Source organism: Pseudomonas sp. KH_046_2, from assembly GCF_057838985.1.
Map to the genome: position 1 here is coordinate 1,031,607 of NZ_CM174480.1, position 21,632 is coordinate 1,053,238.

General features: G+C 59.3%; 22 protein-coding genes. 17 read left to right on the top strand and 5 right to left on the bottom strand.

All coding sequences use genetic code 11. From position 1 onward, the window contains the following. Positions 1 to 21 precede the first annotated feature (21 nt). The 7 genes from cyoA (at position 22) to AC3IX1_RS04685 (ending at position 6,183) form a co-directional block, all read left to right on the top strand. Positions 22 to 966 (top strand): ubiquinol oxidase subunit II, encoded by a 945-nt coding sequence (gene cyoA, locus AC3IX1_RS04655; protein ID WP_489387305.1) that lies wholly within the window; start codon positions 22 to 24, stop codon positions 964 to 966. 3 nt (positions 967 to 969) lie between these two features. After that, positions 970 to 3,000: a cytochrome o ubiquinol oxidase subunit I gene (gene cyoB, locus AC3IX1_RS04660; protein ID WP_150672161.1), complete on the top strand. Its 2,031-nt coding sequence runs from the start codon at positions 970 to 972 to the stop codon at positions 2,998 to 3,000. Between the two features lie 3 nt (positions 3,001 to 3,003). Continuing rightward, on the top strand, positions 3,004 to 3,630 hold the full coding sequence (locus AC3IX1_RS04665) for a cytochrome o ubiquinol oxidase subunit III (protein WP_489387306.1): 627 nt from the start codon (positions 3,004 to 3,006) through the stop codon (positions 3,628 to 3,630). Next, positions 3,631 to 3,966 (top strand): cytochrome o ubiquinol oxidase subunit IV, encoded by a 336-nt coding sequence (cyoD, locus tag AC3IX1_RS04670; protein ID WP_008046747.1) that lies wholly within the window; start codon positions 3,631 to 3,633, stop codon positions 3,964 to 3,966. Between the two features lie 11 nt (positions 3,967 to 3,977). Beyond that, entirely contained in the window at positions 3,978 to 4,865 is an 888-nt protein-coding gene (gene cyoE, locus AC3IX1_RS04675; RefSeq protein WP_008046745.1) for a heme o synthase, read from the top strand. Positions 4,866 to 5,108: 243 nt separating this feature from the next. Then, the gene (locus tag AC3IX1_RS04680; RefSeq protein ID WP_489387307.1) at positions 5,109 to 5,747 is read left to right on the top strand and encodes a DUF6036 family nucleotidyltransferase; all 639 of its coding nucleotides are present in this window, start codon (positions 5,109 to 5,111) and stop codon (positions 5,745 to 5,747) included. Next, positions 5,731 to 6,183, top strand: a complete 453-nt coding sequence (locus AC3IX1_RS04685) for a hypothetical protein (RefSeq protein ID WP_489387308.1) — start codon at positions 5,731 to 5,733, stop codon at positions 6,181 to 6,183. Before AC3IX1_RS04680 ends, AC3IX1_RS04685 begins: the two co-directional genes overlap by 17 nt. Positions 6,184 to 6,284: 101 nt before the next feature. Here the strand turns inward: AC3IX1_RS04685 and AC3IX1_RS04690 are convergent, their stop codons facing one another. Together AC3IX1_RS04690 and AC3IX1_RS04695 are read right to left on the bottom strand one after the other, a co-directional pair. Beyond that, positions 6,285 to 6,563: a DUF3077 domain-containing protein gene (locus AC3IX1_RS04690; protein ID WP_489387309.1), complete on the bottom strand. Its 279-nt coding sequence runs from the start codon at positions 6,561 to 6,563 to the stop codon at positions 6,285 to 6,287. A 498-nt stretch (positions 6,564 to 7,061) separates the two neighbouring features. Further along, the gene (locus AC3IX1_RS04695) at positions 7,062 to 8,480 is read right to left on the bottom strand and encodes an aminotransferase-like domain-containing protein (protein ID WP_489387310.1); all 1,419 of its coding nucleotides are present in this window, start codon (positions 8,478 to 8,480) and stop codon (positions 7,062 to 7,064) included. A 148-nt stretch (positions 8,481 to 8,628) separates the two neighbouring features. On the opposite strand from AC3IX1_RS04695, the gene AC3IX1_RS04700 reads away from it, so the two are divergent. From AC3IX1_RS04700 to AC3IX1_RS04745, 10 genes are all read left to right on the top strand, one after another. Further along, complete coding sequence (locus AC3IX1_RS04700; RefSeq protein WP_489387311.1) at positions 8,629 to 9,729, top strand: hypothetical protein; 1,101 nt, start codon at positions 8,629 to 8,631, stop codon at positions 9,727 to 9,729. Between the two features lie 42 nt (positions 9,730 to 9,771). Continuing rightward, positions 9,772 to 11,052: an ATP-grasp domain-containing protein gene (locus AC3IX1_RS04705; protein ID WP_489387312.1), complete on the top strand. Its 1,281-nt coding sequence runs from the start codon at positions 9,772 to 9,774 to the stop codon at positions 11,050 to 11,052. A gap of 49 nt (positions 11,053 to 11,101) precedes the next feature. Beyond that, positions 11,102 to 11,596, top strand: coding sequence for a RidA family protein (locus AC3IX1_RS04710; RefSeq protein WP_046040191.1), 495 nt, complete (start codon positions 11,102 to 11,104; stop codon positions 11,594 to 11,596). An 80-nt stretch (positions 11,597 to 11,676) separates the two neighbouring features. Further along, the gene (locus AC3IX1_RS04715; protein WP_489387313.1) at positions 11,677 to 12,162 is read left to right on the top strand and encodes a cupin domain-containing protein; all 486 of its coding nucleotides are present in this window, start codon (positions 11,677 to 11,679) and stop codon (positions 12,160 to 12,162) included. Between the two features lie 245 nt (positions 12,163 to 12,407). Beyond that, complete coding sequence (yfcF, locus tag AC3IX1_RS04720; protein WP_489387314.1) at positions 12,408 to 13,052, top strand: glutathione transferase; 645 nt, start codon at positions 12,408 to 12,410, stop codon at positions 13,050 to 13,052. A gap of 32 nt (positions 13,053 to 13,084) precedes the next feature. Next, positions 13,085 to 14,425, top strand: a complete 1,341-nt coding sequence (locus AC3IX1_RS04725) for a KamA family radical SAM protein (protein ID WP_489387315.1) — start codon at positions 13,085 to 13,087, stop codon at positions 14,423 to 14,425. 31 nt (positions 14,426 to 14,456) lie between these two features. Continuing rightward, a complete protein-coding gene (locus AC3IX1_RS04730; protein ID WP_489387316.1) occupies positions 14,457 to 15,332 on the top strand; it encodes a branched-chain amino acid aminotransferase in 876 nt (291 codons plus the stop codon). A gap of 18 nt (positions 15,333 to 15,350) precedes the next feature. Continuing rightward, on the top strand, positions 15,351 to 16,109 hold the full coding sequence (locus AC3IX1_RS04735) for a TauD/TfdA family dioxygenase (protein ID WP_489387317.1): 759 nt from the start codon (positions 15,351 to 15,353) through the stop codon (positions 16,107 to 16,109). A 67-nt stretch (positions 16,110 to 16,176) separates the two neighbouring features. Continuing rightward, complete coding sequence (locus tag AC3IX1_RS04740) at positions 16,177 to 17,136, top strand: diiron oxygenase (protein ID WP_489387318.1); 960 nt, start codon at positions 16,177 to 16,179, stop codon at positions 17,134 to 17,136. A gap of 14 nt (positions 17,137 to 17,150) precedes the next feature. Next, positions 17,151 to 17,951, top strand: a complete 801-nt coding sequence (locus AC3IX1_RS04745) for an N-acyl homoserine lactonase family protein (protein WP_489387319.1) — start codon at positions 17,151 to 17,153, stop codon at positions 17,949 to 17,951. A gap of 113 nt (positions 17,952 to 18,064) precedes the next feature. On the opposite strand, the gene AC3IX1_RS04750 is transcribed toward AC3IX1_RS04745, so the two are convergent. From AC3IX1_RS04750 to AC3IX1_RS04760, 3 genes are all read right to left on the bottom strand, one after another. After that, on the bottom strand, positions 18,065 to 19,495 hold the full coding sequence (locus AC3IX1_RS04750) for an aminotransferase-like domain-containing protein (protein ID WP_489387320.1): 1,431 nt from the start codon (positions 19,493 to 19,495) through the stop codon (positions 18,065 to 18,067). Positions 19,496 to 19,860: 365 nt separating this feature from the next. Beyond that, positions 19,861 to 20,565 carry a hypothetical protein gene (locus AC3IX1_RS04755; protein ID WP_489387321.1) on the bottom strand — a complete coding sequence of 235 codons (705 nt, stop codon included), beginning with the start codon at positions 20,563 to 20,565 and terminating at the stop codon, positions 19,861 to 19,863. 237 nt (positions 20,566 to 20,802) lie between these two features. Continuing rightward, positions 20,803 to 21,630 carry an ABC transporter permease gene (locus AC3IX1_RS04760; protein WP_046040210.1) on the bottom strand — a complete coding sequence of 276 codons (828 nt, stop codon included), beginning with the start codon at positions 21,628 to 21,630 and terminating at the stop codon, positions 20,803 to 20,805. Positions 21,631 to 21,632 lie beyond the last annotated feature (2 nt).

Below are 21,632 nucleotides of genomic sequence, written 5' to 3' on the forward strand. Positions count from 1 at the left end.
AGCTGCTTTAGAGGTCGTGAGATGAGTAAAAACAGGTACCCCAGACTACTAGGCTTATTGCCGCTGATCGGCACGTTGCTGCTGTCAGGCTGCAACATGACCTTGCTCAATCCCAAGGGCCAGGTCGGTCTGGACGAGCGAAACCTGATCATCACCGCAACGCTGCTGATGCTGTTGGTCGTGGTGCCGGTCATCGTCATGACCTTCCTGTTCGCCTGGAAATACCGCGCGTCCAACACCAACGCTACCTACACCCCGAAATGGAACCACTCCACCAAGATCGAGATCGCGGTGTGGGCTGTTCCGGTGCTGATCATCATCGCCCTGGGTTACGTCACCTACAAGTCGACCCACGCCCTTGACCCGTACAAGCCGCTGGAATCCGACGTGAAGCCTGTGACCATCGAAGTGGTCGCGCTGGACTGGAAGTGGCTGTTCATCTACCCGGAACAAGGCATCGCCACGGTCAACAAGATCGTGTTCCCGGCGCACACCCCGATCAACTTCAAGATCACTTCCGACGCCGTGATGAACTCGTTCTTCATCCCTGCGCTGGGCGGCCAGATCTACGCGATGGCGGGCATGCAGACCAAGCTGCACCTGATCGCCAACGAAAACGCTGAGATGGACGGTATCTCCGCCAACTACAGCGGCGCGGGTTTCACCGGTATGAAATTCAAGGCGATCGCCACTTCCCAGGAAGAATTCGACGCCTGGGTAAGCGAAGTCAAAAAGGCACCTAAACAGCTTGAACAAGCTGAATACGCAGCCCTTGCCAAGCAGAGCCAGAACAACCCAGTCGAGCTCTACTCCTCGGTGACGCCGAACCTGTTCCAGACCATCGTCGACAAGTACGAAGGCATGAAACCGGGTCCGAAAGTGAAGCACGAGAAAGAAGAGAAAGAAGTGGCCGCTACGCAAGGAATGGACATGAACGCGCATTCAGCTGCCGGGGCAGAGGAGTAAACGATGTTTGGTAAATTAAGTTGGGAAGCGGTCCCGTTCCACGAGCCGATCGTAATGGTGACCATCGCCATGATCGCGCTCGGCGGTCTGGCACTGTTCGCGGGTATCACCTACTTCAAGAAGTGGACCTACCTGTGGACCGAGTGGCTGACGTCGGTCGACCACAAGAAAATCGGCGTGATGTACATCATCGTCGCCATGGTCATGCTGCTGCGCGGCTTTGCCGACGCCATCATGATGCGTACCCAGCTGGCCATGGCCACCGAGGGTTCGCCTGGCTACCTGCCACCTGAACACTATGACCAGATCTTCACCGCTCACGGTGTGATCATGATCATCTTCATGGCGATGCCATTCTTCACCGGCCTGATGAACCTTGCAGTGCCGCTGCAGATCGGCGCGCGTGACGTTGCCTACCCGTTCCTGAACTCCCTGAGCTTCTGGCTGCTGGTTTCCGGCGTAGTGCTGATCAACCTGTCCCTGGGCGTCGGCGAATTCGCCAAGACCGGCTGGGTTGCCTATCCGCCGCTGTCGGGCCTGCAATACAGCCCTGGCGTGGGGATGGACTACTACATCTGGGCGCTACAGCTATCGGGTCTGGGGACAACGCTGACGGGGGTCAACTTCCTGGCCACCGTGCTGAAAATGCGTACCCCTGGCATGAAGCTGATGGACATGCCGATCTTCACCTGGACCTGCACCTGGGCCAACGTCCTGATCGTGGCTTCGTTCCCGATCCTGACCGCTACCCTGGCACTGCTGACGCTTGACCGTTACATGGATTTCCACATTTTCACCAACGAACTTGGTGGCAATCCGATGATGTACGTGAACCTGTTCTGGGCATGGGGTCACCCTGAGGTGTACATCCTGATCCTGCCAGCGTTCGGTATCTTCTCCGAAGTCATCTCGACCTTCACCGGCAAGAAACTGTTCGGCCACCACTCGATGGTCTACGCATCGGGCGCGATCTCGATCCTGGGCTTCATGGTTTGGCTGCACCACTTCTTCACCATGGGTTCGGGTGCCAGCGTCAACGCCTTCTTCGGTCTGGCGACGATGCTGATTTCCATCCCGACGGGTGTGAAGCTATTCAACTGGCTGTTCACCATCTACCAGGGCCGTCTGCGTTTCACCAGCCAGGTTCTGTGGACCCTGGGCTTCATGGTGACCTTCGCCATCGGCGGCATGACCGGCGTACTGCTGGCCATCCCGGGTGCCGACTTCGTTCTGCACAACAGCCTGTTCGTGATCGCGCACTTCCATAACGTGATCATCGGCGGTGCGGTATTCGGTTACATCGCAGGTTTCGCGTTCTACTTCCCTAAAGCATTCGGCTTCAAGCTGCACGAAGGCTGGGGCAAGGCAGCGTTCTGGTTCTGGATCAGCGGCTTCTTCGTCGCGTTCATGCCGCTCTACGCTCTGGGCTTCATGGGCATGACCCGTCGCCTGAACGCCACCACTAACCCTGAGTGGGTGCCGTACCTGTACGTCGCCATGTTCGGTGCGGTGATGATCGCCGTGGGTATCGCTTGCCAGCTGATCCAGCTGTACGTCAGCGTGCGTGACCGCAACAAGCCGGAAAACATGTGCGAACACGGCGACCCGTGGAATGCACACACCCTGGAATGGTCGACCTCGTCGCCACCTCCGTTCTACAACTTCGCCGTGCTGCCAAAAGCCGACGTAGTCGACCCGTTCACCGAAGCCAAGGAAAACGGTACCGCGTACAAGGCCCCGGCCAAGTACCAGCCGATCCACATGCCGAACAACACCGCCACCGGTGTGGTCATGGGCGCGCTGTTGACCGTGTTCGGTTTCGCGATGATCTGGCACATCTGGTGGCTGGCAATCGCTAGCCTGGCCGGCACCGTGATCTACTTCGTGATCCATGCGGCCCGTGATGATCAAGGCTATATGGTGCCGGTCGACGTGATCGAGCGCATCGAAGCCGAGCAGCACAAGCGTCTGGTAGCGGCAGGGAAAATCCCGGCCACCGCCACCCGTGTTGAAACCTCGTTGGAACAGGCTTAAACCATGTCGAACTTAGTGACCAATGCTGGACACACCCATGTCGATGGACATGGGCATGATGACCATCACCACGACTCGGGCGAGATGACCGTATTCGGTTTCTGGCTCTACCTGATGACCGACTGCATTCTGTTTGCGTCGATCTTCGCGGCGTACGCGGTACTGGTTAACAACGTAGCGGGTGGCCCGTCGGGCCACGACATCTTCGAACTGCCATACGTACTGGGCGAAACCGCTCTGCTGCTGTTCAGTTCGATCACCTACGGCTTCGCCATGCTGGCGTTCTTCAAGGGCAACAAGAAGCAGGTCCTGGGCTGGCTGGCCACGACCTTCATGTTCGGTGCCGGCTTCATCGGCATGGAGATCAACGAGTTCCACGTGTTGATCTCCGAGGGCTACGGCCCTAGCCGTTCCGGCTTCCTGTCCGGGTTCTTCACCCTGGTCGGCACCCACGGTCTGCACGTGACCAGCGGTCTGATCTGGATGGCGATCATGATGTATCAGGTGCAGAAAAACGGCCTGACGGCGACCAACAAGACCCGTCTGAGCTGCCTGAGCCTGTTCTGGCACTTCCTGGACGTTGTGTGGATCTGCGTATTCACCGTTGTTTACCTGATGGGGACTATGTAAATGGCTAACACACACTCCCATGACAGCCACGACGCCGGTCACGGCAGCGTCAAGTCCTACGGCATCGGTTTCATCCTGTCGGTGATCCTGACCCTGATCCCGTTCGGTCTGGTGATGTACCCGACGCTGCCGAAGTCGATCACCCTGATGATCGTCGTCGCGTTCGCAGTCATCCAGGTGCTGGTGCACCTGGTGTACTTCCTCCATCTGGACCGTTCGGCCGCGCAGCGTAACAACGTGATTGCGTTTGTCTTCGCCGCGATCGTGATCGTCCTGCTGGTTGGCCTGTCGCTGTGGATCATGTTCAGCATCCACACGTTCATGATGGCGAAGTGAGGTAAGTCCGCATGTCCCTCAAGCACTTTATCCAAATCACCAAACCGGGGATCATTTTCGGTAACGTGCTTTCTGTGGCAGGCGGATTTTTCCTGGCCTCCAAAGGGCATGTCGATCTGGCCATCTTCCTGGCCGCCATGATCGGCACGTCCCTGGTGGTTGCCTCCGGTTGCGTGTTCAACAACTGCATCGACCGCGACATCGACATCAAGATGGAACGCACCAAGAACCGGGTGCTGGTCCAGGGCTTGATCTCCCTGAAACTGGCCCTGATCTATGCGACTGTCCTGGGTGTCGCCGGCGTTGCGCTGTTGTACAAAGTGGCCAACCCGTTGGCCGCCTTGTTCGCGGTCATTGGCTTCGTGATCTACGTCGGCTTCTACAGCCTGTACCTCAAACGCAAGTCGGTTCACGGCACGCTGGTGGGCAGTCTGTCGGGCGCCATGCCGCCGGTCATCGGTTACGTCGCAGTCAGCAACACCTTCGACATGGCCGCGCTGACCCTGCTTGTGATGTTCAGCCTGTGGCAGATGCCGCATTCCTACGCCATCGCGATCTTCCGCTTCAACGATTACCTGGCCGCATCGATTCCGGTGCTGCCAGTGAAGCGCGGCATCCAGGTGGCCAAGAAGCACATCCTGATCTACATCCTGGCCTTCCTCGTGGCGACCTTGATGCTGACCTTCAGCGGCTACGCCGGCATGAGCTACCTCGCCGTCGCCGCGGCCATGGGCATGTACTGGCTGTACATGGCCTGGACCGGCTACAAGGCAGTGGATGACACGGTCTGGGCACGCAAGCTGTTCGTGTTCTCGATCTTCACCATTACCGCGTTGAGCGTGATGATGTCCCTGGACTTCAAAGTGCCGACCGAGTTGTTGCTGACGTACGCGCCTTAAGCGTCGGATGCTGTAAAGAAAAGCCCCGCCTTCGAGAGAAGAGCGGGGCTTTTTGTTGGGGGTAATTTTGATGAACCGTGTTGCCGTCATTGCGAGCAGACTCGCGTAAAGTGGGACGATATGGCACGCGAAAATGCTTACGGATTTACCTTAACTTTCCCACAGGGTTTTCAGGTTGAGGGTCGGAAGTCGCATATCTAGCCTCGGGGATGCTGTCATCACAAGCATCCCAGAGGCTCTACGATGGAACTGCCAGAGATAATCACCCCGCGTGTTAATACGGATACAGCGTTGGGGCAGGCTTTGATTTCGATGTTCAAATCTGTCGAAGCGGAGCTGGAACTTGAGAACGCAGGAGCAGGGGCGGTAAAAATTATCGTCTTCGGTGGCTGCGCTGTTCACCTTTATACCCATCATCGCGTTTCCACCGACGTCGATGCCGAGATTTATGAGGCTCATGTTCCCGAAGGTTTACACCTGCAAACCATGCTCGCAGAGATACCCGAACAGTTTGTTGATGAGCGATCCGGTCGATTGATGGAGCTGAACTACGACCTGCAATACAACACCAGTTTTGGCCCGATACATGAGGACTATTGGGAGCGGAGCCTTCCTTTTGAAGAGTTTCCGATTGAGTCCCCGCTGCACGTTCATATCGCAGCACCTGTCGACATTGCCATCTCCAAGCTGGGCAGGGCGACCGATCAGGACATTGGTGATATCAAGGCACTTCTCAGGGCTGGTTTCATCCTGACTACCGAGTTCCGTCGACTGGCATTGCAGGCGATTGATGTATATGTTGGCAACAAGGAGCCACCAATCTCCGTTCTCACTAATATTTTGCATGATTATCTGGAGAGCACAGATGACGAAGCCCCATAGCGGCCACGTCCTCTTATCCGCCTTGGACACACTGGTAAAAAGACCTTTGAATCAAGCTGATGACGCTGCTCTCGTGAGCGCCGCAAAAGCTGTCTGGTACTCGGACTCAAATCTTGAAAGCGAGGTAACCGCTTTTTTGAATTGTCACACTGACGAAGTGGAGGTTCGGCGCGCTGGCTATCTGCTCGAGCGATTTACTCGATTTACTTGCTTATCCGATCTCCGGGTGTCGGAAACTCTCAATGTCCTCGAGCTTTTTGCACATTCGACTTCCGTGCAAGCCGTGATGCTACAAACCATCACGCCACTGCGTCGACGCCGTGATGAGCTCGCTGTCTCTTGGGGGTTGAGTGAGGGCCTTGGCCTAAAAGCCCAAGCCCTCATGCCTTTTCAGACCCGGCATTACGAAGCTGAGCAGCGCACCATGTTTTCCTGAGCTCTGGTTGCAGCGAAGAGGTTGTATCGTTTGGCCCAAAAGTTGAAACAGCCTGCAGCGCAAAAGCCCCTCCTTTCGAGAGAACGGTGGGGCTTTTTCATTTATGCGCGGTTGTTACATGGTGCATCGAGCACCTTCACCACGTCGTCGATGATTGCCTTGCTCATGTCCTGCAGGAAATGCGAGGCACAGGCATGCCGATCGCTGTCGCGAACCATGGCGGCGTCTGAGGCGAGGAGTTTGGCCAGGTGGAGCAGGTCGGAGGCGTGGTAGAGGGCTTCGATCACCGGGACACCGGCGTTGATGCGAAACAGTGGTTCGTTGGCGTGGTAGGAGAAGGGGGTGAGGCCGATGGTTTTGAGGTCTTGGGGATTGGTCATTGGGCTTCACCTCCTGTTGGTTGGTAGGTGGTGAATGACGTTTGAAGCAGACAGACCAATAGCATTCATGAGTAAAGCTCCCGAATCAAGTTGAGAGCTACCACGTTCGTTATCAGGCGAATGGGTGGCAGCTGTGCGCAGGCTGATAAACCGGAGATACGGGATTCCGGCAGACCCGAAGGTCTCCCACGCACAGCCGCCATTGCACGAATGTGCGGGCATAAAAAAACGCCGGCAATCGTGATTGGTGGCGCTTGTGCGCCCGTATCTTACCCGGGTTATCAGGCCCGGTCGCTGAATTGGCAGCGACAGGGCGAAGTTAGCCGGCGAGGATGAGGTCGGCAATCGTAGCGATCTGGTGGCCGGGGATCTCATTGGATACCACAACCCCTGTGGGAGCGGGCTTGCCCGCGAATGCGGTGTGTCAGGCAATATTGATGCTGGATGTGACGGCCTCTTCGCGGGCAAGCCCGCTCCCACAGGGCCGAGGGCAGTCAGCTATTTTTGGGGATTATCGAGCAACCGGAAAAACCGCTCCCGCACCTGCAAGCTGTCACTGTGCGCCACATTGAATCGCAGGAACTGACTGGCATTCGGGGCTTTGCTCAGCAAGGTGCCCGGCGCCAATACCATATTGTTCTCCAGCCCTTGGCGAGCCAGGTTCTCGGCATGCAAGCCTTCCGGCAACCGTGCCCAGATAAACACGCCTTCGCCGGGCAACGAGGAAAGCGAACACCCGGCCTGCGCCAGCCAACCGGCCACACGGCTATTGGATTCATACAACCGATCCACCGTGCGCCGCGCATGTTTGGCATAGCTGCCGTCGTTGAGCATGGTGCAGGTGATCTGCTCCGCCAGTTCCGACGTCACCCCGCCGCAGGCCATTTTCAGGGCAACCATGCGTGCCGCCAGTTGCGGTGACAGTACGGTGTAGCTGACACGGCTGTTGGCGGTCAGGGTCTTGGAGAAGCCCGACACATAACTCACGTTGTCCAGCCCGCTGGCCGCCAGGCGCGGGGTGCGGCGTTGCTGGATGTCGCAGTACAGATCGTCTTCGACGATGTGGAAGCCATGGCGGTGGCTCAGTTCCAGCAAGCGGTAGACCTGAGCCGGGGTGAACGAGTGGCCGGTGGGGTTATGCAGCGTGCTGTTGGTCATGTACAGCACGGGTTTGTGGGCGATCAGCAGTTGCTCGAAGGCGTCGAGGTCCATGCCGTCGCAATCCCGGGCGATGGTGATGACTTTGGCCCCGTGCAACGCCAGGTTGGCGTGCATGTTGAAGTAGCAGGGGTCGTCGAGCAGCACGGTGTCGCCGGGTTTGACCAGCAGGCGCATCAGCAGGTCGATGGCCTGCATGGTGTTGGCGGTGGTGATGATCTGGTCCACCGGCGCTTCAATGCCGAAGGTCGCAAGTTTCACCCGTAGGGCCTGGCGCAACGGCAGATAACCGCCAGCCACGCCGTACTCGCCCATGCGCAACGACGTTGCTCGCAAGGTACTGCGCACGGCTTTCTGCAATTCTTCGGCGGGTAGCCAGGAGGTCGGCAGAAAACCGCAGCCGGGGCGCAGCGCGCCGTTGTCCAGCAGCAAGGCGCGACGAATCACGCTGAGGGTGTCCTGGGGTTGCAGGTCCGGGCCGGTGCCACTTTTCAGCGCCGCTTCGGAGCGATGCACATAATGCCCGGAGCCCTGGCGAGACACCACCAGCCCCTTGGCCCGCATGCGGTCCAGGGCATCGACCACCGTGGACTTGCCCACGTTCATCAAGTCGGAGAGTTCGCGAATCGGCGGCAGCTTGGCGCCGTGGGGCAGGCCCCCGGTGCTGATGGCCTGGGTCAGCTGATCGACGATCTGCTGCACCAGCGGCGCGCCGGGCTGGAATTCAATGGCGGCGATGACTGCGCGTTGAACCTGCATTTTACTGGTCTCTCCGGCAGTAAAGTTCGTTGGATTCTATACGAACTTGCCCTGATCAGGACAAGCCTCTCTCTCTACCATGCCCTTACAGACTTTTCTGAATGTCGGCCTTTGTTGGCGGGCGTTCACCCGGTTCCTGAGGTGCTGCATGAGTGTCGAAACAACGGTCTCGGTAGCCAAACCGGTCATTAACCTGCGGTTGTTCACGATCCGGATCATCACCGCTGTTTCGCTGTTCGCGGTGCTGGGCAAGGCCAACGTCTGGCTCGACACCGCCACCAACAGCATCCTGGCCCTTGGGTATCGCGCCTTGTTGCTGCTGTTGCCCCTGACTTTACTGGTGCTTGGCCGCCGTTCCCTGAGCGTCACGCTGCTGTGTGCCGGCCTTGGCCTGGTGCTGCTGGCGCTGACCAGCGATCAAGGCATGGTGATGTTTGCTGCCGCGCTGTTTGCCTACGGCATTGCGATTGCCGGTTACCTGATCAAGAGCGAAGCGGCCCAGACCAAGGAAGGCGCGGCCTACAACCGCGTGGCCATGAACATGGGCAGCCTGGTGGCCGGTTTGATCCTGCTGTCGCCACTTCTCACGCCTACGATGTTTTTCCTCGGTGCGGCGGCGTTCGTGTTGCTGTGCCTGCCGATCGCCCTTGGCGCGACCTTCACCTCCGAGCCGGTGGTAGCCCGCCCGGCCAGTCAGGTTGGCAGCAACTGGGGCAACAAACTGCCCTGGGTGATCGCCGGGATCATCATGGGCATCAAGCTGTTCGGGGTGTTCTCGATCCTGCCGCAAGCGATTCTGCTCAAGACCGGCGAACTGCCGGCCTGGTACGGCCTGATGCTGATCCTCAACAGTGCCGTGGTGGTGTTCGCCCAGGTGCCGGTGATGAAGCTGATCGAGCGCACTGGGCGCTTCAAGGTCGTGGCGGTGATCGGGATCATCGTCGGTGGCTTTGCGGTGCTGTCTTCGCCCGCCGCGTTCCACGTCGAAACCCTCGCCGGGGCGCTGGTCTGGGTGGCGCTGCTGTCCATTGCCGAATGCGCCTTCAGCTACCTCGATTACTTCTCGGTCAAACAAAACAACATGTTCGTCAAGGAGGTGTCCCTGGGGGTGGGGGCCGGGCTGACCGTGTTGATCATGCGGGTGGTGCCGGCGCCGTACAACGCGCTGGTGCTGGCCGCCATCGGTGCCGGTGGGATCCTGGCCTGGTATTGGCTCAACCGTAAATCCAATGCGTCGTTGCATGACTGAGTCATCGCCGTTGCGGTTTTCACTTTGCAGGTCGGGGGCATTATGAATACGACTTCATGCGTGGTAGTGGTCGGTTACAACGGCAATCGGGTTCACGACATCCAGAAGCTGCGCGAGCTGTGCAAGTCGCTCTACAACGCCAGGCTTATCCTGCTCGTCGAGAAAATCCAGCCCCATGACGACCAAGTGGCCGATCACGTCTGCAGCACTTCACTGGCCGAAGACGATGTGGCGACGTCCCTTGAACTGGTGGTGGGGTGCCTGAATGCCGACAGCTGGAAGCTGATCGGCGTACTGCCGTTCTCCGATCGCGGCGTGCTGCTCGGTGCGGCGCTGGCCAGTCATTTCGACCTGCCGGGCATTACCCCGGGCGAAGCGCGGGCGGGTCTGGACAAGCAGATCTTCCGCCAACTCGAAGCGGCGGCCAGCACCGCCCCCGAAGAATACCGGCCGGTGTTTTCCGCGCGGGTCGCAAGCCTGTCGGAACTGCGCCAGCGCGTCGTCGAACTGGGCGGCAAGGCCTTCATCAAGCCGGCCTGCGAAGGCGCGAGCCGGGGCTGTCGTGTCATCCATCACCCTTCGGAATGCGAGGATGCCTGGCTCGCCCTGAAGCCTTACCGCGAAGGCGGTATCGTCCTTGAAGAGCTGGTGCAGAACGCCCGCGAATACAGCTGGGACTGCGTGGCCGGCAGCACCTGGGTCACTGAAAAAACCACCACCGAAGGCGCCTACCGCGCAGAGATCCAGCAAGTCGTGCCCGCACCGCTTGCGGCTGAGGTACAGGCGCGTTTGATGGCAGCCGGTCGGCATATGTCGGGCCTGGTCTCCCAGGACAATGGGGCCTGGCACAACGAAGTGTTCCTGCGCAGCGACAACCTGACCTCCGCCGTGGAAACCAACATGCGCCCCGGCGGCATGCACATCTGGGACCTGGCCAAACGCGCCTTCGTCAATTTCGATCCGTGGGAACGCTGGGTGCGCTGGGCGGTGGAAGGCCAGAGCGAACAGCATGAGCCAGTGGCCCGCGGCTACTGCGGCATACGCCTGCTCAGGGCGCCGGCCGGCGGCATCCTGCGCGCGACGCCTGACATCGAGGCCCTGGCCCGCGCCCTGCGTATCGACATGGTGGAGGGGCAGTACGCCAAGCGTGTCGGTGACTCGGTCAGCGCACAGATCAAGGACAACTTCTCATTCATCGGCCACATCGTGCTGTTCAACGAACACTACGGGCAACTGAGCAACGACCTGTTGCGGCTGGCCGAGGTAATTGAGTCTCGCATCGAGGTGACTTGCCTGGCACCGGTCACCCGCGCCGTGTGTTGAGCCGGCAAGCAGCCGTTTTTTTGCATTACTGATCAAGAGGGTTCGATCAATGATCCAGCACATGACCTGCGATGAACGCTTCATCGCCCTGGCCAAAGAGTTTGGTTATGACATCTATGGCGAAAACACCGCGGGCGGGCATTACGCGCCGCTGATCCGTCATCACGATGAGCTGTACATCAGCGGCCTGGTGCCGCGCATGAACGGCAAGATCCATTACCCCGGCCGCGTCGGGCTGGACCTCAGCATGGCCGATGCGCAAGCGGCCGCCAGCATCAGCGCGATGCGCGGGCTGGCGTTGATCGTCGATGCGATTGGCTCGCTGGACAAGATCAAGTCATTGATCCGGGTAACGGTCTATGTGAAGTCCACGGCGGACTTTGTCGATTTGAGTGAAGTGGCCAACGGCGCCTCGGATGTGTTCAGTCATGTGCTGGGCGATGCCGGTAAACATACGCGCACCACGGTGGGTGTTTATCAGTTACCCAAGAACGCAGCGATAGAAGTGGACATGATTGCAGCCTTGCGTCCATCGGTTTTGTAAATTGTTTCCCGGCTTTACAGTGCTGAATCGTTAACTTAAGGTTTAGCGCTAAAGTATGGGGAATTAATAAGGGCGTGCGAATGGATAACTTTCAAGGTGCGTTTTTTTCATATGAGGACTTTCGTCAAAGTCTCCATCATCGACCGCCAGTTCCCAAGGTGTGGAAAGGCACCGAACTGGCAGGTATGCGTCAGACCCTTGAAGCCAGCGACGTTGATATTGTCGCGTTGGCTCACGACAAGAGCATTGAAGGCTGTGAGGTGACGCCTGGCATGGCGATCGCCATGCAATGGCTGAATCCCGGTGTGACGCTCAACGGTCATGCCCATTCCTGGTGGCATCTGTTTGTCATCCAGTGCGGCAGCGGCGTGCTGACCCTCGGCGATGCCGACGGGGTCAACGTCAGCAATGGCGACGTGCTGCTGGTACCAGCGTGGACCAGGCACGGCTTCGTCAACACCAGCAGACACGAGCCTTTGGCGATGCTGAACATGAGCAACATGCCGCAAATGGCGCTGCTTTCGAACTTTGCCGACAGCCATGGCCTGATCACCACCCGACCGTAATTTCCCGTCGCATCAACCCAGGGAGCCAACCTTCGTTGGCTCCCTTTTTTTTTGTTTTTCAGACCTGTCCCGGTATCGCTTTTTGCAGCGCAATTGCCGGGGTTTTGGCTGTGCGTCTGCCGGTGGAGAACAACTTTCTGTATCGATTGAAACGGGCAAATTCTGTATCTATCCAGCCTTCATTCAACTAACTACGATCACTTCCAATGCACGTTAATCCCTGCAGTTGGTCAATGGAGTGCTCTATGGAAAACAGGAAGCTAAAACTATATGTCGGCGCCGATCATGTCAGCGCTTTTGCGATGTCGGCTTTTGTGGCGCTCAAGGAAAAGCAACTTTCATTTGAACTTGTTGCTGTTGATCTAAAAGCACGCGAAAACTATATGCCGAGTTATCGCGGTCTTTCGCTGACCTGCAAGATTCCCACGTTAGTTTACGACGATTTTGCCTTGTCGGAATCATCGGCGATTGCCGAATACCTCGATGAACTCTCCCCTGGGCATAAAAAACTCTATCCGCAGGAGCTCCAGCAGCGTGCCCGTGCCCGTCAATTGCAGGCCTGGTTGCGCAGTGACTTGCTGGTGGTGCGCAAGGAGCGTCCGTTTGACCTGGTGTACTTCGGCAAGAAAAACACCGCGCTTTCCGACGAGGCCCTAGCCGCCGTCGAGCGCCTGTTCTTCGTCGCCGGGCATTTGCTGGAAGAGGGCGCCGAGCATCTGTTCGGTGACTGGAGCATTGCCGACACCGACCTGGCAATCATGCTCAACCGACTGGTTGCCAACGGTGATCCGGTGCCTGCGCGGCTCGCGGCGTATGTACGTCGCCAGTGGGATCGCGACAGCGTCCGGGCATGGATGGACATAGAGCGCAAAGCGCCGGCCATCGCGTAACAACACTCAGGGCAATCACCAGGAGCGCGGCCATGCAAGGACTGTCGGAGCACGAACGCTACAAACCCTATAACTCACGCACCATCCGCGACACACCTTACTGGCACAAGCTGACGCCAGCGCTACAGGAGGCCATGACCGTGGTGGCCCGGGTCATGCCGTTTCGCACCAACGAATACGTGCTGGGCACGCTGATCGACTGGAACAACATTCCGGACGATCCGGTTTTCCGCATGACCTTTCCCCACAAGGACATGTTGCTGGCGGAGGAATATGCCTCGCTCAAGCAACTGATCGAGCTGGATGACAGCGCGGCGATCAAGCGTCGGATCGAGGCGATCTGGCGGCGCATGAACCCGCATCCGGCCGGGCAGTTGACCCACAACGGTGTCACCCTCAATGGAAAAGTCCTGCCGGGCATCCAGCACAAGTACCGCGAGACCGTGCTGTTTTTCCCCGGAGCCGGTCAGACCTGTCACGCGTACTGCACCTTCTGTTTCCGCTGGGCGCAGTTCATCGGCGAAGAAGAACTCAAGTTCAACGCGCGCGAGTCCCAGGAGTTGGTCAGCTACCTGAGGGTGCACACGGAAGTGACCGACGTGCTGATTACCGGCGGCGACCCGATGATCATGAACACCCGCTCCCTGGCCGGTTACATCGAGCCGCTGCTGGATTTGCCACACCTGAAGAACATCCGCATCGGCACCAAGTCCGTGGCGTACTGGCCGCAGCGTTTTGTCAGCGACAAGGATGCGCCTGAGCTGCTGGAGCTGTTCCGACGCATCGTCGCGGCGGGGAAAAACCTGTCGATCATGGGCCATTACAACCACCCGGTAGAGATCCGCCAGGCCATCGCCCGCCAGGCCATCGAGCGCATTCGCTCGACGGGTGCAACGGTGCGCATGCAGGCGCCGGTGATCCGCCACATCAACGAAAACCCCGCCGATTGGGCCGCGCTGTGGACCGAGGGTGTGCGACTGGGCGCCGTGCCTTATTACATGTTCGTCGAACGCGATACCGGCCCCAGCCACTACTTCGCAATGCCGCTGGCCCGGGCCTTCGAGATCTTCCAGGCGGCGTACCGCACGGTGTCGGGGCTTGCGCGCACGGTGCGCGGGCCGTCCATGAGCACCTTCTACGGCAAGGTGTTGATCAACGGCATCGAGACCGTCGCCGGGGAAAAAGTCTTCGTCTTGCAGTTCCTCCAGGCACGCGATCCGCAATGGGTGCTGCGCACCTTCTACGCGCGCTTCGATCCGCAAGTGACCTGGTTCGACGACTTGCAACCGGCCTTCGGCGAGCGTGCGTTCTTCTTTCAGACCGAGCTCACCGCCGTGCCGGAATTGATACCCGTGTTGCTGGAAACGGCGTAGGAAAAATCATGAACAATGGGGAGATATGGATATGAGCTGTATCCCGTTTGATCAGCGCGAGGGCGTTATCTGGCTCGACGGCGAGTTTGTCGAGTGGTCCCGGGCGCAGTTGCACGTGCTGACCCATGGCCTGCATTACGCGAGCACCGTGTATGAAGGCGAGCGGGTCTACAACGGCAGGATCTTCAAGTTGCGCGAACACAGCGAGCGCTTGTATCGCTCGGCGCAACTGATGGACTTTGCCATCCCCTATGAACTGGCTGAACTGGAGGCGGCCAGTCACGAACTGCTGCAACGCAACAAGGTCGTCGACGGCTACCTGCGCCCGGTGGCCTGGCGCGGCAGCGAGATGATTTCCACCTCGGCGCGTTTCAACCGTGTGCACGTGGCCATCGCGTGCTGGCAGTGGCCGAGCTATTTCGACCCGGCCGCGCGCATGGCCGGCATCCGCTTGAAGACCGCGACCTGGCGCCGCCCACCACCGAGCAGCAGCCCGTTCGAAGCCAAGGCCTCCGGGCATTACCAGATCGCCACGCTGAGCAAGCACGACGCCGAGAACACCGGATACCACGATGCGCTGATGCTCGACTGGCGCGGTCACGTTGCCGAAGCCACCAGCGCCAATGTGTTCTTCGTCAAAGGCCACACGCTGCACACCCCTGCACCGGATTGTTTCCTCAACGGTATCACCCGCCAGACCGTGATCGAACTGGCCAGGGCGCTGGACTACCAGATCGTCGAACGCACGATTTTGCCTACAGAACTTGGCGACTTCGACGAGTGTTTTCTCACAGGCACCGCTGCCGAAATCACCCCGGTGCAGAGCATCGACGAGCAACGCTATCGACCGGGCGACGCCTGCCGCGACTTCATCGCCGCGTACACCTCAACCGTCAACGCCGGATAACCCGCCAGGAATCTCACCATGTCAGACCAAGGGATTGTTGCGTCTCAACCTTGCACTTCGCTCGGCCATCGTCACGAAGAACTGTCGACGTTGGGCTGGACGGTGCTGACCCCCGAGGAATTTGCCGATGATGTCGTAGGCACCTTGCGCGAATTCGGCCCGATCATTCCGCAGTTCAACGGCCAGATGGCCTTTCCCATTACCCGCAAGCCGGGTTACGAAGACTTGCCGTATTCCCAGAGCATGAACGGCATCGGCCCGCACACTGAAGCGCCGGTGTACGGACCGCCGCCGCGCTACCTGGCGTTGCATTGCCATAAACAGGCCACGTGCGGTGGCGGGCACACCGGTTTGGTGGACGGCTACGAGTTTCTCAAGTCCCTGGAACGCAGTGAACCAGAACTGCGTGAGTGGCTGGATGACACGCCGATAGAATTTGTCGCCACCGCCAAACCGGGCGAGCCGGGACAGCGGCGGGTCAAGGAATACATTCTCACGCCTACGGAGGACGGGGATATTTTCCGCTTCAGCTACAACCAGTTTCACTACGGCGACGTGAACCCGTCCAAGGACGCGTTGCAGCAATCACTGGTGACCAACAGCACCTCGCCGCTGGCCAGGTTTGCCGTGCTCGGCGAAGCGTACTTCGTCGAGCACAACGTTCCGGTGCTGATTCCCGACGGATGCCTGCTGATTTGGGACAACTGGCGAATGATCCACGCCCGCAGTCGTTACACTGACCCGGCGCGCAACCTGACCCGCTATTGGCTGGCCTGATTTTTCCGGCGCCCTTCATTCCTTTGGCGTACCCCTTGGCGGGTACGCGTCTTACAGGTATCGCGTCATGCAAACAGCAATCGAGATCGCCCAGGTCGATCATCAACTGATCGTGCGGCTCAACCAGGCCTGGACCAAGCGCGCCACGGTGTGCTCGCCGGACAGGGGCCAGGTCGAAGAAGTGTTCGACCCGGCGCGCCCGGATTACCCGGAGTGCATGGTGCCGTTTTTCCATCATCCGAAATTCCAGGCCTTGAGCGACGAGCTCAAGAGCAGTGTGGTGACCTGGGGCTGGATCGGCTACAACCTGCGCACCGTCACAGCCGAAGAACATGTGGTCAATCCGGCGCTGAGCGTCATCGCCAATCAGTACCTGGGCAAGGATGACTGGCATTTTCGCGAGGCCATGCAACAAACCCTGATCGACGAGCACTACCACACGCTGATGCACCTGCGCGCCATCGAGCGGACCAAGCTGGATCGGGCGCTGGATCAGGATCTGGACCTGCCGCCCTCCGTCACTTACCTGCGCCTCAAAGCCCAGCGTGAAGCACTGCCCGAGCAATGGCAGCGGGATCTGGCGGCGATCACTTTTGCCGTGGTGGCCGAGATCAGCGTCAACGCTTATCTGGACTTGCTGGCAGACGACCAGACCATCCAGCCGCAAAACCGCCGGGTGGCCGAGCTGCACAACCGTGACGAGTACGCCCACAGCAAGGTGCTGGCCGAAGTGTCCAAGGTCATGTACGCCAACATGCAGCCCATCCAGCGGGAATTTTTCGCACGCAACCTGTCGGTGGCGCTGAGTGCTTTTATCGCTCAGGACTACTCGATGTGGGAGGCGATTCTGACGCAGCTTGGGGTCGAAGATGCGGCGCAGATCATTGCCGACACCCGCGAGAGCAACAGGAACGCGACCATCATGCGCGACTACAGTGGCCTGCATAAGCTGGCTCAGGACCTGGGCATCAGCGACCAGATCGATTTCGATTTCCGTCCGACCCTCAAAACTACGGCGGTCGCCTGAACCCGGAGGTGTCCATGTCTGCTCCTGTGTACGAAGTGTTCGCTATTCGTGTCGGCGCAAACGCCCAGCGCAGCGCCAGGGAGAATTTTCTCTACGACGCCTGCTGCGGTGATCCGAATGCGCCGATGCCGCTGGATTATTATTTCTGGGTCATCCGCAACGAGCAGCAGGTGATCGTGGTCGACACCTGTTTCCAACCGGCCACGGCGGACCGGCGCAATCGCCAGATGTATCGCCTGCCGGAAGAATCCCTGCGGCAACTGGACATCGATCCTACACAGGTCGAGCACCTGATCCTTACCCATTTGCACTGGGATCATGCCGGCAACCTCGGGCTTTTCCCGAAGGCGACCGTGCATTTGCAAGAAGCGGAACTGCGTTTCTGCACCGGGCCGAAAATGGCCCATCGCACGGTGAACAAAACCTACGAGGTCGAGGACGTGATGTCAGCGCTGCCGCCACTGTTCGAAGGGCGGATGCGGTTGCACAACGGTGTTGTCGAGGTCGTTCCCGGCGTGACCCTGCACCCGGTGGGCGGACATACGCCGGGCAGCCAGGTGGTGCGGGTGAATACTGAGCGCGGCTGGATCGTGTTGGCCTCGGATGCCTCGCACCTGTGGGTCAACATACGTGAGCGCAGCCCGTTTCCGATCCTTGATGACCTGGCGCAAACCCTCGAAGCCTTCACCGAGATCGACCGCCTGGCCGACAGCGAAGACCACGTCATCCCCGGCCACGACCCGCTGATCGCCGAGCGTTTCCCGCACTGGAATGACGACCTGCATATCGTTTGTCTGCACCAGCCCCCGATCTGAAGATCACCCCTCACCTGTAGGAGTGAGCCTGCTCGCGAAGACGGCGGCCCGTTCAGTATTGATGTGACTGACACACCGCTATCGCGAGCAGGCTCGCTCCTACAGGGTTCGGGTCAATCCTGATTTTTCAGGATTTGACCCAACGTCGCCAGCGCCTCATCAATCCGCGGCGAATACGGCGCGCCACAGCCAATGCGCACAAAGTGATCGAAACGCTTGGCATTGGAAAAGATATCCCCAGGTGAAATCTGGATACCGGCCTTCAACGCTTCGTGAAAAAACGCCATCGATGAATGCCGGCGAGGCAGTTCAACCCATAACAACGTGCCTCCCTGAGGGTTGGTCACATGGGTGCCGAGGGGGAAGTAGCGAATAATCGCCTCACTCATCTGTTGACGTTGTTGGGTCAGGGTTTTCCTCAACCGCCGCAGGTAACGTTCGTAGGACGGTGTGCGCATGAACTCGCTGACCGCCAATTGCGATAACGCCTCACACCCCCGTGTTTGCGTATGTTTGAGCATCTCCACACGGTCGTGCCATTTGCCGGCGCTGATCCAGCCCAGACGCATGCCCGGTGCCAGGGTTTTGTTCAACGAGGCGCAATAGATCACGTTGTCGGTGCTATCCCAATGTTTGAGCGTGGACAGCGGCTGTTCGGTGTCCACCAGGTCGCCGTAGGTGTCGTCCTCGATCAGCACGGTGTCGTGCTCGGCGCACAGTTTCACCAGCCGTGCCTTGTTGGCGTCGGGCATGATGCTGCCCAGCGGGTTTTGCAGGTTGGGAATGACGATCAATGCCTTGACCCGTTCGGGGCCTTGCAGTAGCAGTTGCAGGGCCGCCAGATTGAGCCCGGTGTGGGCCGAGGCCGGGACTTCCAGCACGCGCAGGTTCAGGCTTTCGAGAATTTGCAGCAGACCGTAGAAGGTCGGCGACTCCACAGCCACGGTGTCGCCGGGGCGGGTGACCGCACGCAAGGCCAGGTTGATCGCTTCGGTGGCGCCGTTGGTGATCACGATCCGCTCGGGAGCCAGGTGAGTCTTGCTGGCCAGTGCCCGCCGGGCCAGGAGGTTGCGCAACGCGCTGTTGCCGCAGGTTGAGCCCGCAGCACCGAGTAGACCGGCGTCGTAGCGCAGCGACTTGATCATGTTGTCTTGCAAGGTTTTCAACGGATACAACTCTGGCGCGCAGTAGGCGCTGGCGAAATTGACCTTGATCGTCGCCCGCTGACTGGCCTTGAGCACCGCGGACACCTGTTCATGAATGCCGACGTAGACGCTGCTATCCAGTGCGGGCGCCGAGGCAATGGGGGCGGGCTTTGGCACGGTGTCGGGCTGGCGAATGTAGTTGCCGGAACGCGGCCGGGCTTCCAGCACACCGCAGTCTTCCAGTTCCCGGCACACCTGCACGGCGGTCGACAGGCTGACGGCGTGTTTTTCCATCATCAACCGGATCGAGGGCAGGCGTTCACCGGTTTTCAGGGTGCCGCTGCGGATCGCGTCCAGGTAGTGGTTGGCCAACTGGCGATACAAGGGGGTCGTGTTCATGATGACCTCGGCAGTTGCACCACTGAGGTCTGGGCTGGAAAGTGAGTTGACGCTCCCCGCAGGCGGACCCGTGGTGCTCATGGGTGAAGGGAAGTGGTGTTCTGCGTCGATACTGGAAGAGTAATCGCGGTTTTGCCCGAATCACGGGCAATAAAAAGCCCCGCTCGGATGGCGGGGCTTTTAAGGGGGGGCGCTGAGTCACTTGTGGCGAGGGGGCTTGCCCCCGTTCGGCGGCGAAGCCGTCGTAAACTCAGTGAATACGGTGTGCCTGAAAAAATGCGATGACAGGTTTTGGGGCCGCTTCGCAGCCCAACGGGGGCAAGCCCCCTCACCACAGGCAAGCCCCCTCACCACATCTGTGAGTATTACTGCGCAGCGATGCTGTACCCATCGAACGCAGTCTGCTGCTGCAGGGCGGTGATGATGTTCTTGCGGTTGACCGCTTGTTCGGCACCGCTGTTGTCCAGGAACGTCTCGCTTTCCAGTTCCGCCTCTTCGCCTTCGCCAACGAAGGTGAAACCGAGGAATTCCAGGGCTTCACGGTCGACGTTCAGGCGCGAGCGCGGAGTGCGTAGCGGCAAGGTGACGCTGATGCCGTCCTTGCTGATGGTGAACACTTCGACTTCTTTCTTGGCCTTGGCGACTTTGCTCTTGCCGCCGCTCGGGTTGCTGATGGCCTGGTGGGTCTGGTTCAGCACTTTCAGGGCCAGGCCGTAGACGATTTCCTGGAACGCCGGGTCGTCCTTGAAGCTGGACAGGATGCGGCTGATCGGGAATTTGCTGCTCAGGTCTTCCAGGGCGGCGATATCGGCGGCCTCGGCGTCCTTGAGTTGCTTGAGCTGGCCCATCAGTTCGTAGGCTTTGTCATCGTCGAAGCTGTCGTGGGCCTGACGGATGGCGGCACGCAGTTCGCGGATCTGGTCGCTTTCACGGGTGGACTGGAAAGCGTCCAGCACCATCTCGCTGATGGTTTTCGCCTGGGACACGTGTTGTGAAAGATTGATGGAGTTTTCGTATTCCGCTTTGGACGACAAGGTGACTACGGTTTCAGCGGTATTGGAATCGGACATTGAAATTTCACTACTTCTTTGAACTTGAATAGGGGCGAGAAAGCCCGGGGGCTTTTTCAGGTCGCCTAATCTATTGGACCGGGGCGGCGTTGTCACGGATCAACAGGCGGCTGGTCATGTTTTTGCACCCTGTAGGAGCGAGCCCGCTCGCGATGGACGTTAACGATAACGCATTCATTCTGGATGAACGCGTTGCCCTTGAGACCATCGCGAGCAGGCTCGCTCCTACAGGGTGTGTCAGGAATGCTGCAGCTTCTGCGCCCGTTTATCCGCCAGATGCTGAACCACCAGCCTGCCGATCAGCACCAGCAAGGTCAGGCTGATCAGCAACACCGAAATCGCCGCGACGCTCGGGTCGACGTTGTCGCGCAGGCCGCTCCAGATGCGTTTGGGCAGGGTGTCGACGTTGACGCTGGTGATGAACAGCGTCACCGCCACCTCTTCCCAGGACAGGGCGAAACCCAGCAGGGCGGTGGAGGCCAGGCCCAGTTTCAGGTTCGGCAAAATCACCATGAACGTGGTCTGCATCAGGCTGGCGCCGAGGTTGCGCGAGGCCAGTTCGATGCGTCGGTCGATCTGGCTCAAGGCAACCAGCATGGTCACCACGCCGTACGGCACCACCATGATCACGTGGGCAATCACCACACCGGTCAGGGTGTCGTAGCCCATGCCCGGTGCGAAGCGGCCGAGCTTGGTCTCCATGAAGTACAGCACCAGCGCGGAAATCACCGGCGGAATCGCCATCGGCAACAGCACCAGGCCCATCAGCGCCGTGGCCCATTTTGAGCGCATGTACCAGATGCCGAGGCTGAAACTCGCTGCCAGCAATGTGGCGATAATGCTGGTGGCAAAGGCGATGGTCAGGCTCTGGCTGATGGCGTGGAACCAGTCCGGGTTGCTCACCAGCGCCTCGTAGTGGCGCAGCGACCAGTTGCCTTCGGGCATCGACAGGAAGCGTTTGCTGGTGAACGACACCGGAATGACCGTCAGCAGCGGGAACAGCATGAAGGCCATGGCGACCACGGCCAACAGCCGGGTACTCAGGCTTGTGCGATGGGTATTCATAA

Coding starts and splice junctions, on each gene's coding strand:
- cyoA (WP_489387305.1), top strand. CDS start 22: ATGAGTAAAAACAGGTACCCCAGACTACTAGGCTTATTGCCGCTGATC.
- cyoB (WP_150672161.1), top strand. CDS start 970: ATGTTTGGTAAATTAAGTTGGGAAGCGGTCCCGTTCCACGAGCCGATC.
- AC3IX1_RS04665 (WP_489387306.1), top strand. CDS start 3,004: ATGTCGAACTTAGTGACCAATGCTGGACACACCCATGTCGATGGACAT.
- cyoD (WP_008046747.1), top strand. CDS start 3,631: ATGGCTAACACACACTCCCATGACAGCCACGACGCCGGTCACGGCAGC.
- cyoE (WP_008046745.1), top strand. CDS start 3,978: ATGTCCCTCAAGCACTTTATCCAAATCACCAAACCGGGGATCATTTTC.
- AC3IX1_RS04680 (WP_489387307.1), top strand. CDS start 5,109: ATGGAACTGCCAGAGATAATCACCCCGCGTGTTAATACGGATACAGCG.
- AC3IX1_RS04685 (WP_489387308.1), top strand. CDS start 5,731: ATGACGAAGCCCCATAGCGGCCACGTCCTCTTATCCGCCTTGGACACA.
- AC3IX1_RS04690 (WP_489387309.1), bottom strand. CDS start 6,563: ATGACCAATCCCCAAGACCTCAAAACCATCGGCCTCACCCCCTTCTCC.
- AC3IX1_RS04695 (WP_489387310.1), bottom strand. CDS start 8,480: ATGCAGGTTCAACGCGCAGTCATCGCCGCCATTGAATTCCAGCCCGGC.
- AC3IX1_RS04700 (WP_489387311.1), top strand. CDS start 8,629: ATGAGTGTCGAAACAACGGTCTCGGTAGCCAAACCGGTCATTAACCTG.
- AC3IX1_RS04705 (WP_489387312.1), top strand. CDS start 9,772: ATGAATACGACTTCATGCGTGGTAGTGGTCGGTTACAACGGCAATCGG.
- AC3IX1_RS04710 (WP_046040191.1), top strand. CDS start 11,102: ATGATCCAGCACATGACCTGCGATGAACGCTTCATCGCCCTGGCCAAA.
- AC3IX1_RS04715 (WP_489387313.1), top strand. CDS start 11,677: ATGGATAACTTTCAAGGTGCGTTTTTTTCATATGAGGACTTTCGTCAA.
- yfcF (WP_489387314.1), top strand. CDS start 12,408: ATGGAAAACAGGAAGCTAAAACTATATGTCGGCGCCGATCATGTCAGC.
- AC3IX1_RS04725 (WP_489387315.1), top strand. CDS start 13,085: ATGCAAGGACTGTCGGAGCACGAACGCTACAAACCCTATAACTCACGC.
- AC3IX1_RS04730 (WP_489387316.1), top strand. CDS start 14,457: ATGAGCTGTATCCCGTTTGATCAGCGCGAGGGCGTTATCTGGCTCGAC.
- AC3IX1_RS04735 (WP_489387317.1), top strand. CDS start 15,351: ATGTCAGACCAAGGGATTGTTGCGTCTCAACCTTGCACTTCGCTCGGC.
- AC3IX1_RS04740 (WP_489387318.1), top strand. CDS start 16,177: ATGCAAACAGCAATCGAGATCGCCCAGGTCGATCATCAACTGATCGTG.
- AC3IX1_RS04745 (WP_489387319.1), top strand. CDS start 17,151: ATGTCTGCTCCTGTGTACGAAGTGTTCGCTATTCGTGTCGGCGCAAAC.
- AC3IX1_RS04750 (WP_489387320.1), bottom strand. CDS start 19,495: ATGAACACGACCCCCTTGTATCGCCAGTTGGCCAACCACTACCTGGAC.
- AC3IX1_RS04755 (WP_489387321.1), bottom strand. CDS start 20,565: ATGTCCGATTCCAATACCGCTGAAACCGTAGTCACCTTGTCGTCCAAA.
- AC3IX1_RS04760 (WP_046040210.1), bottom strand. CDS start 21,630: ATGAATACCCATCGCACAAGCCTGAGTACCCGGCTGTTGGCCGTGGTC.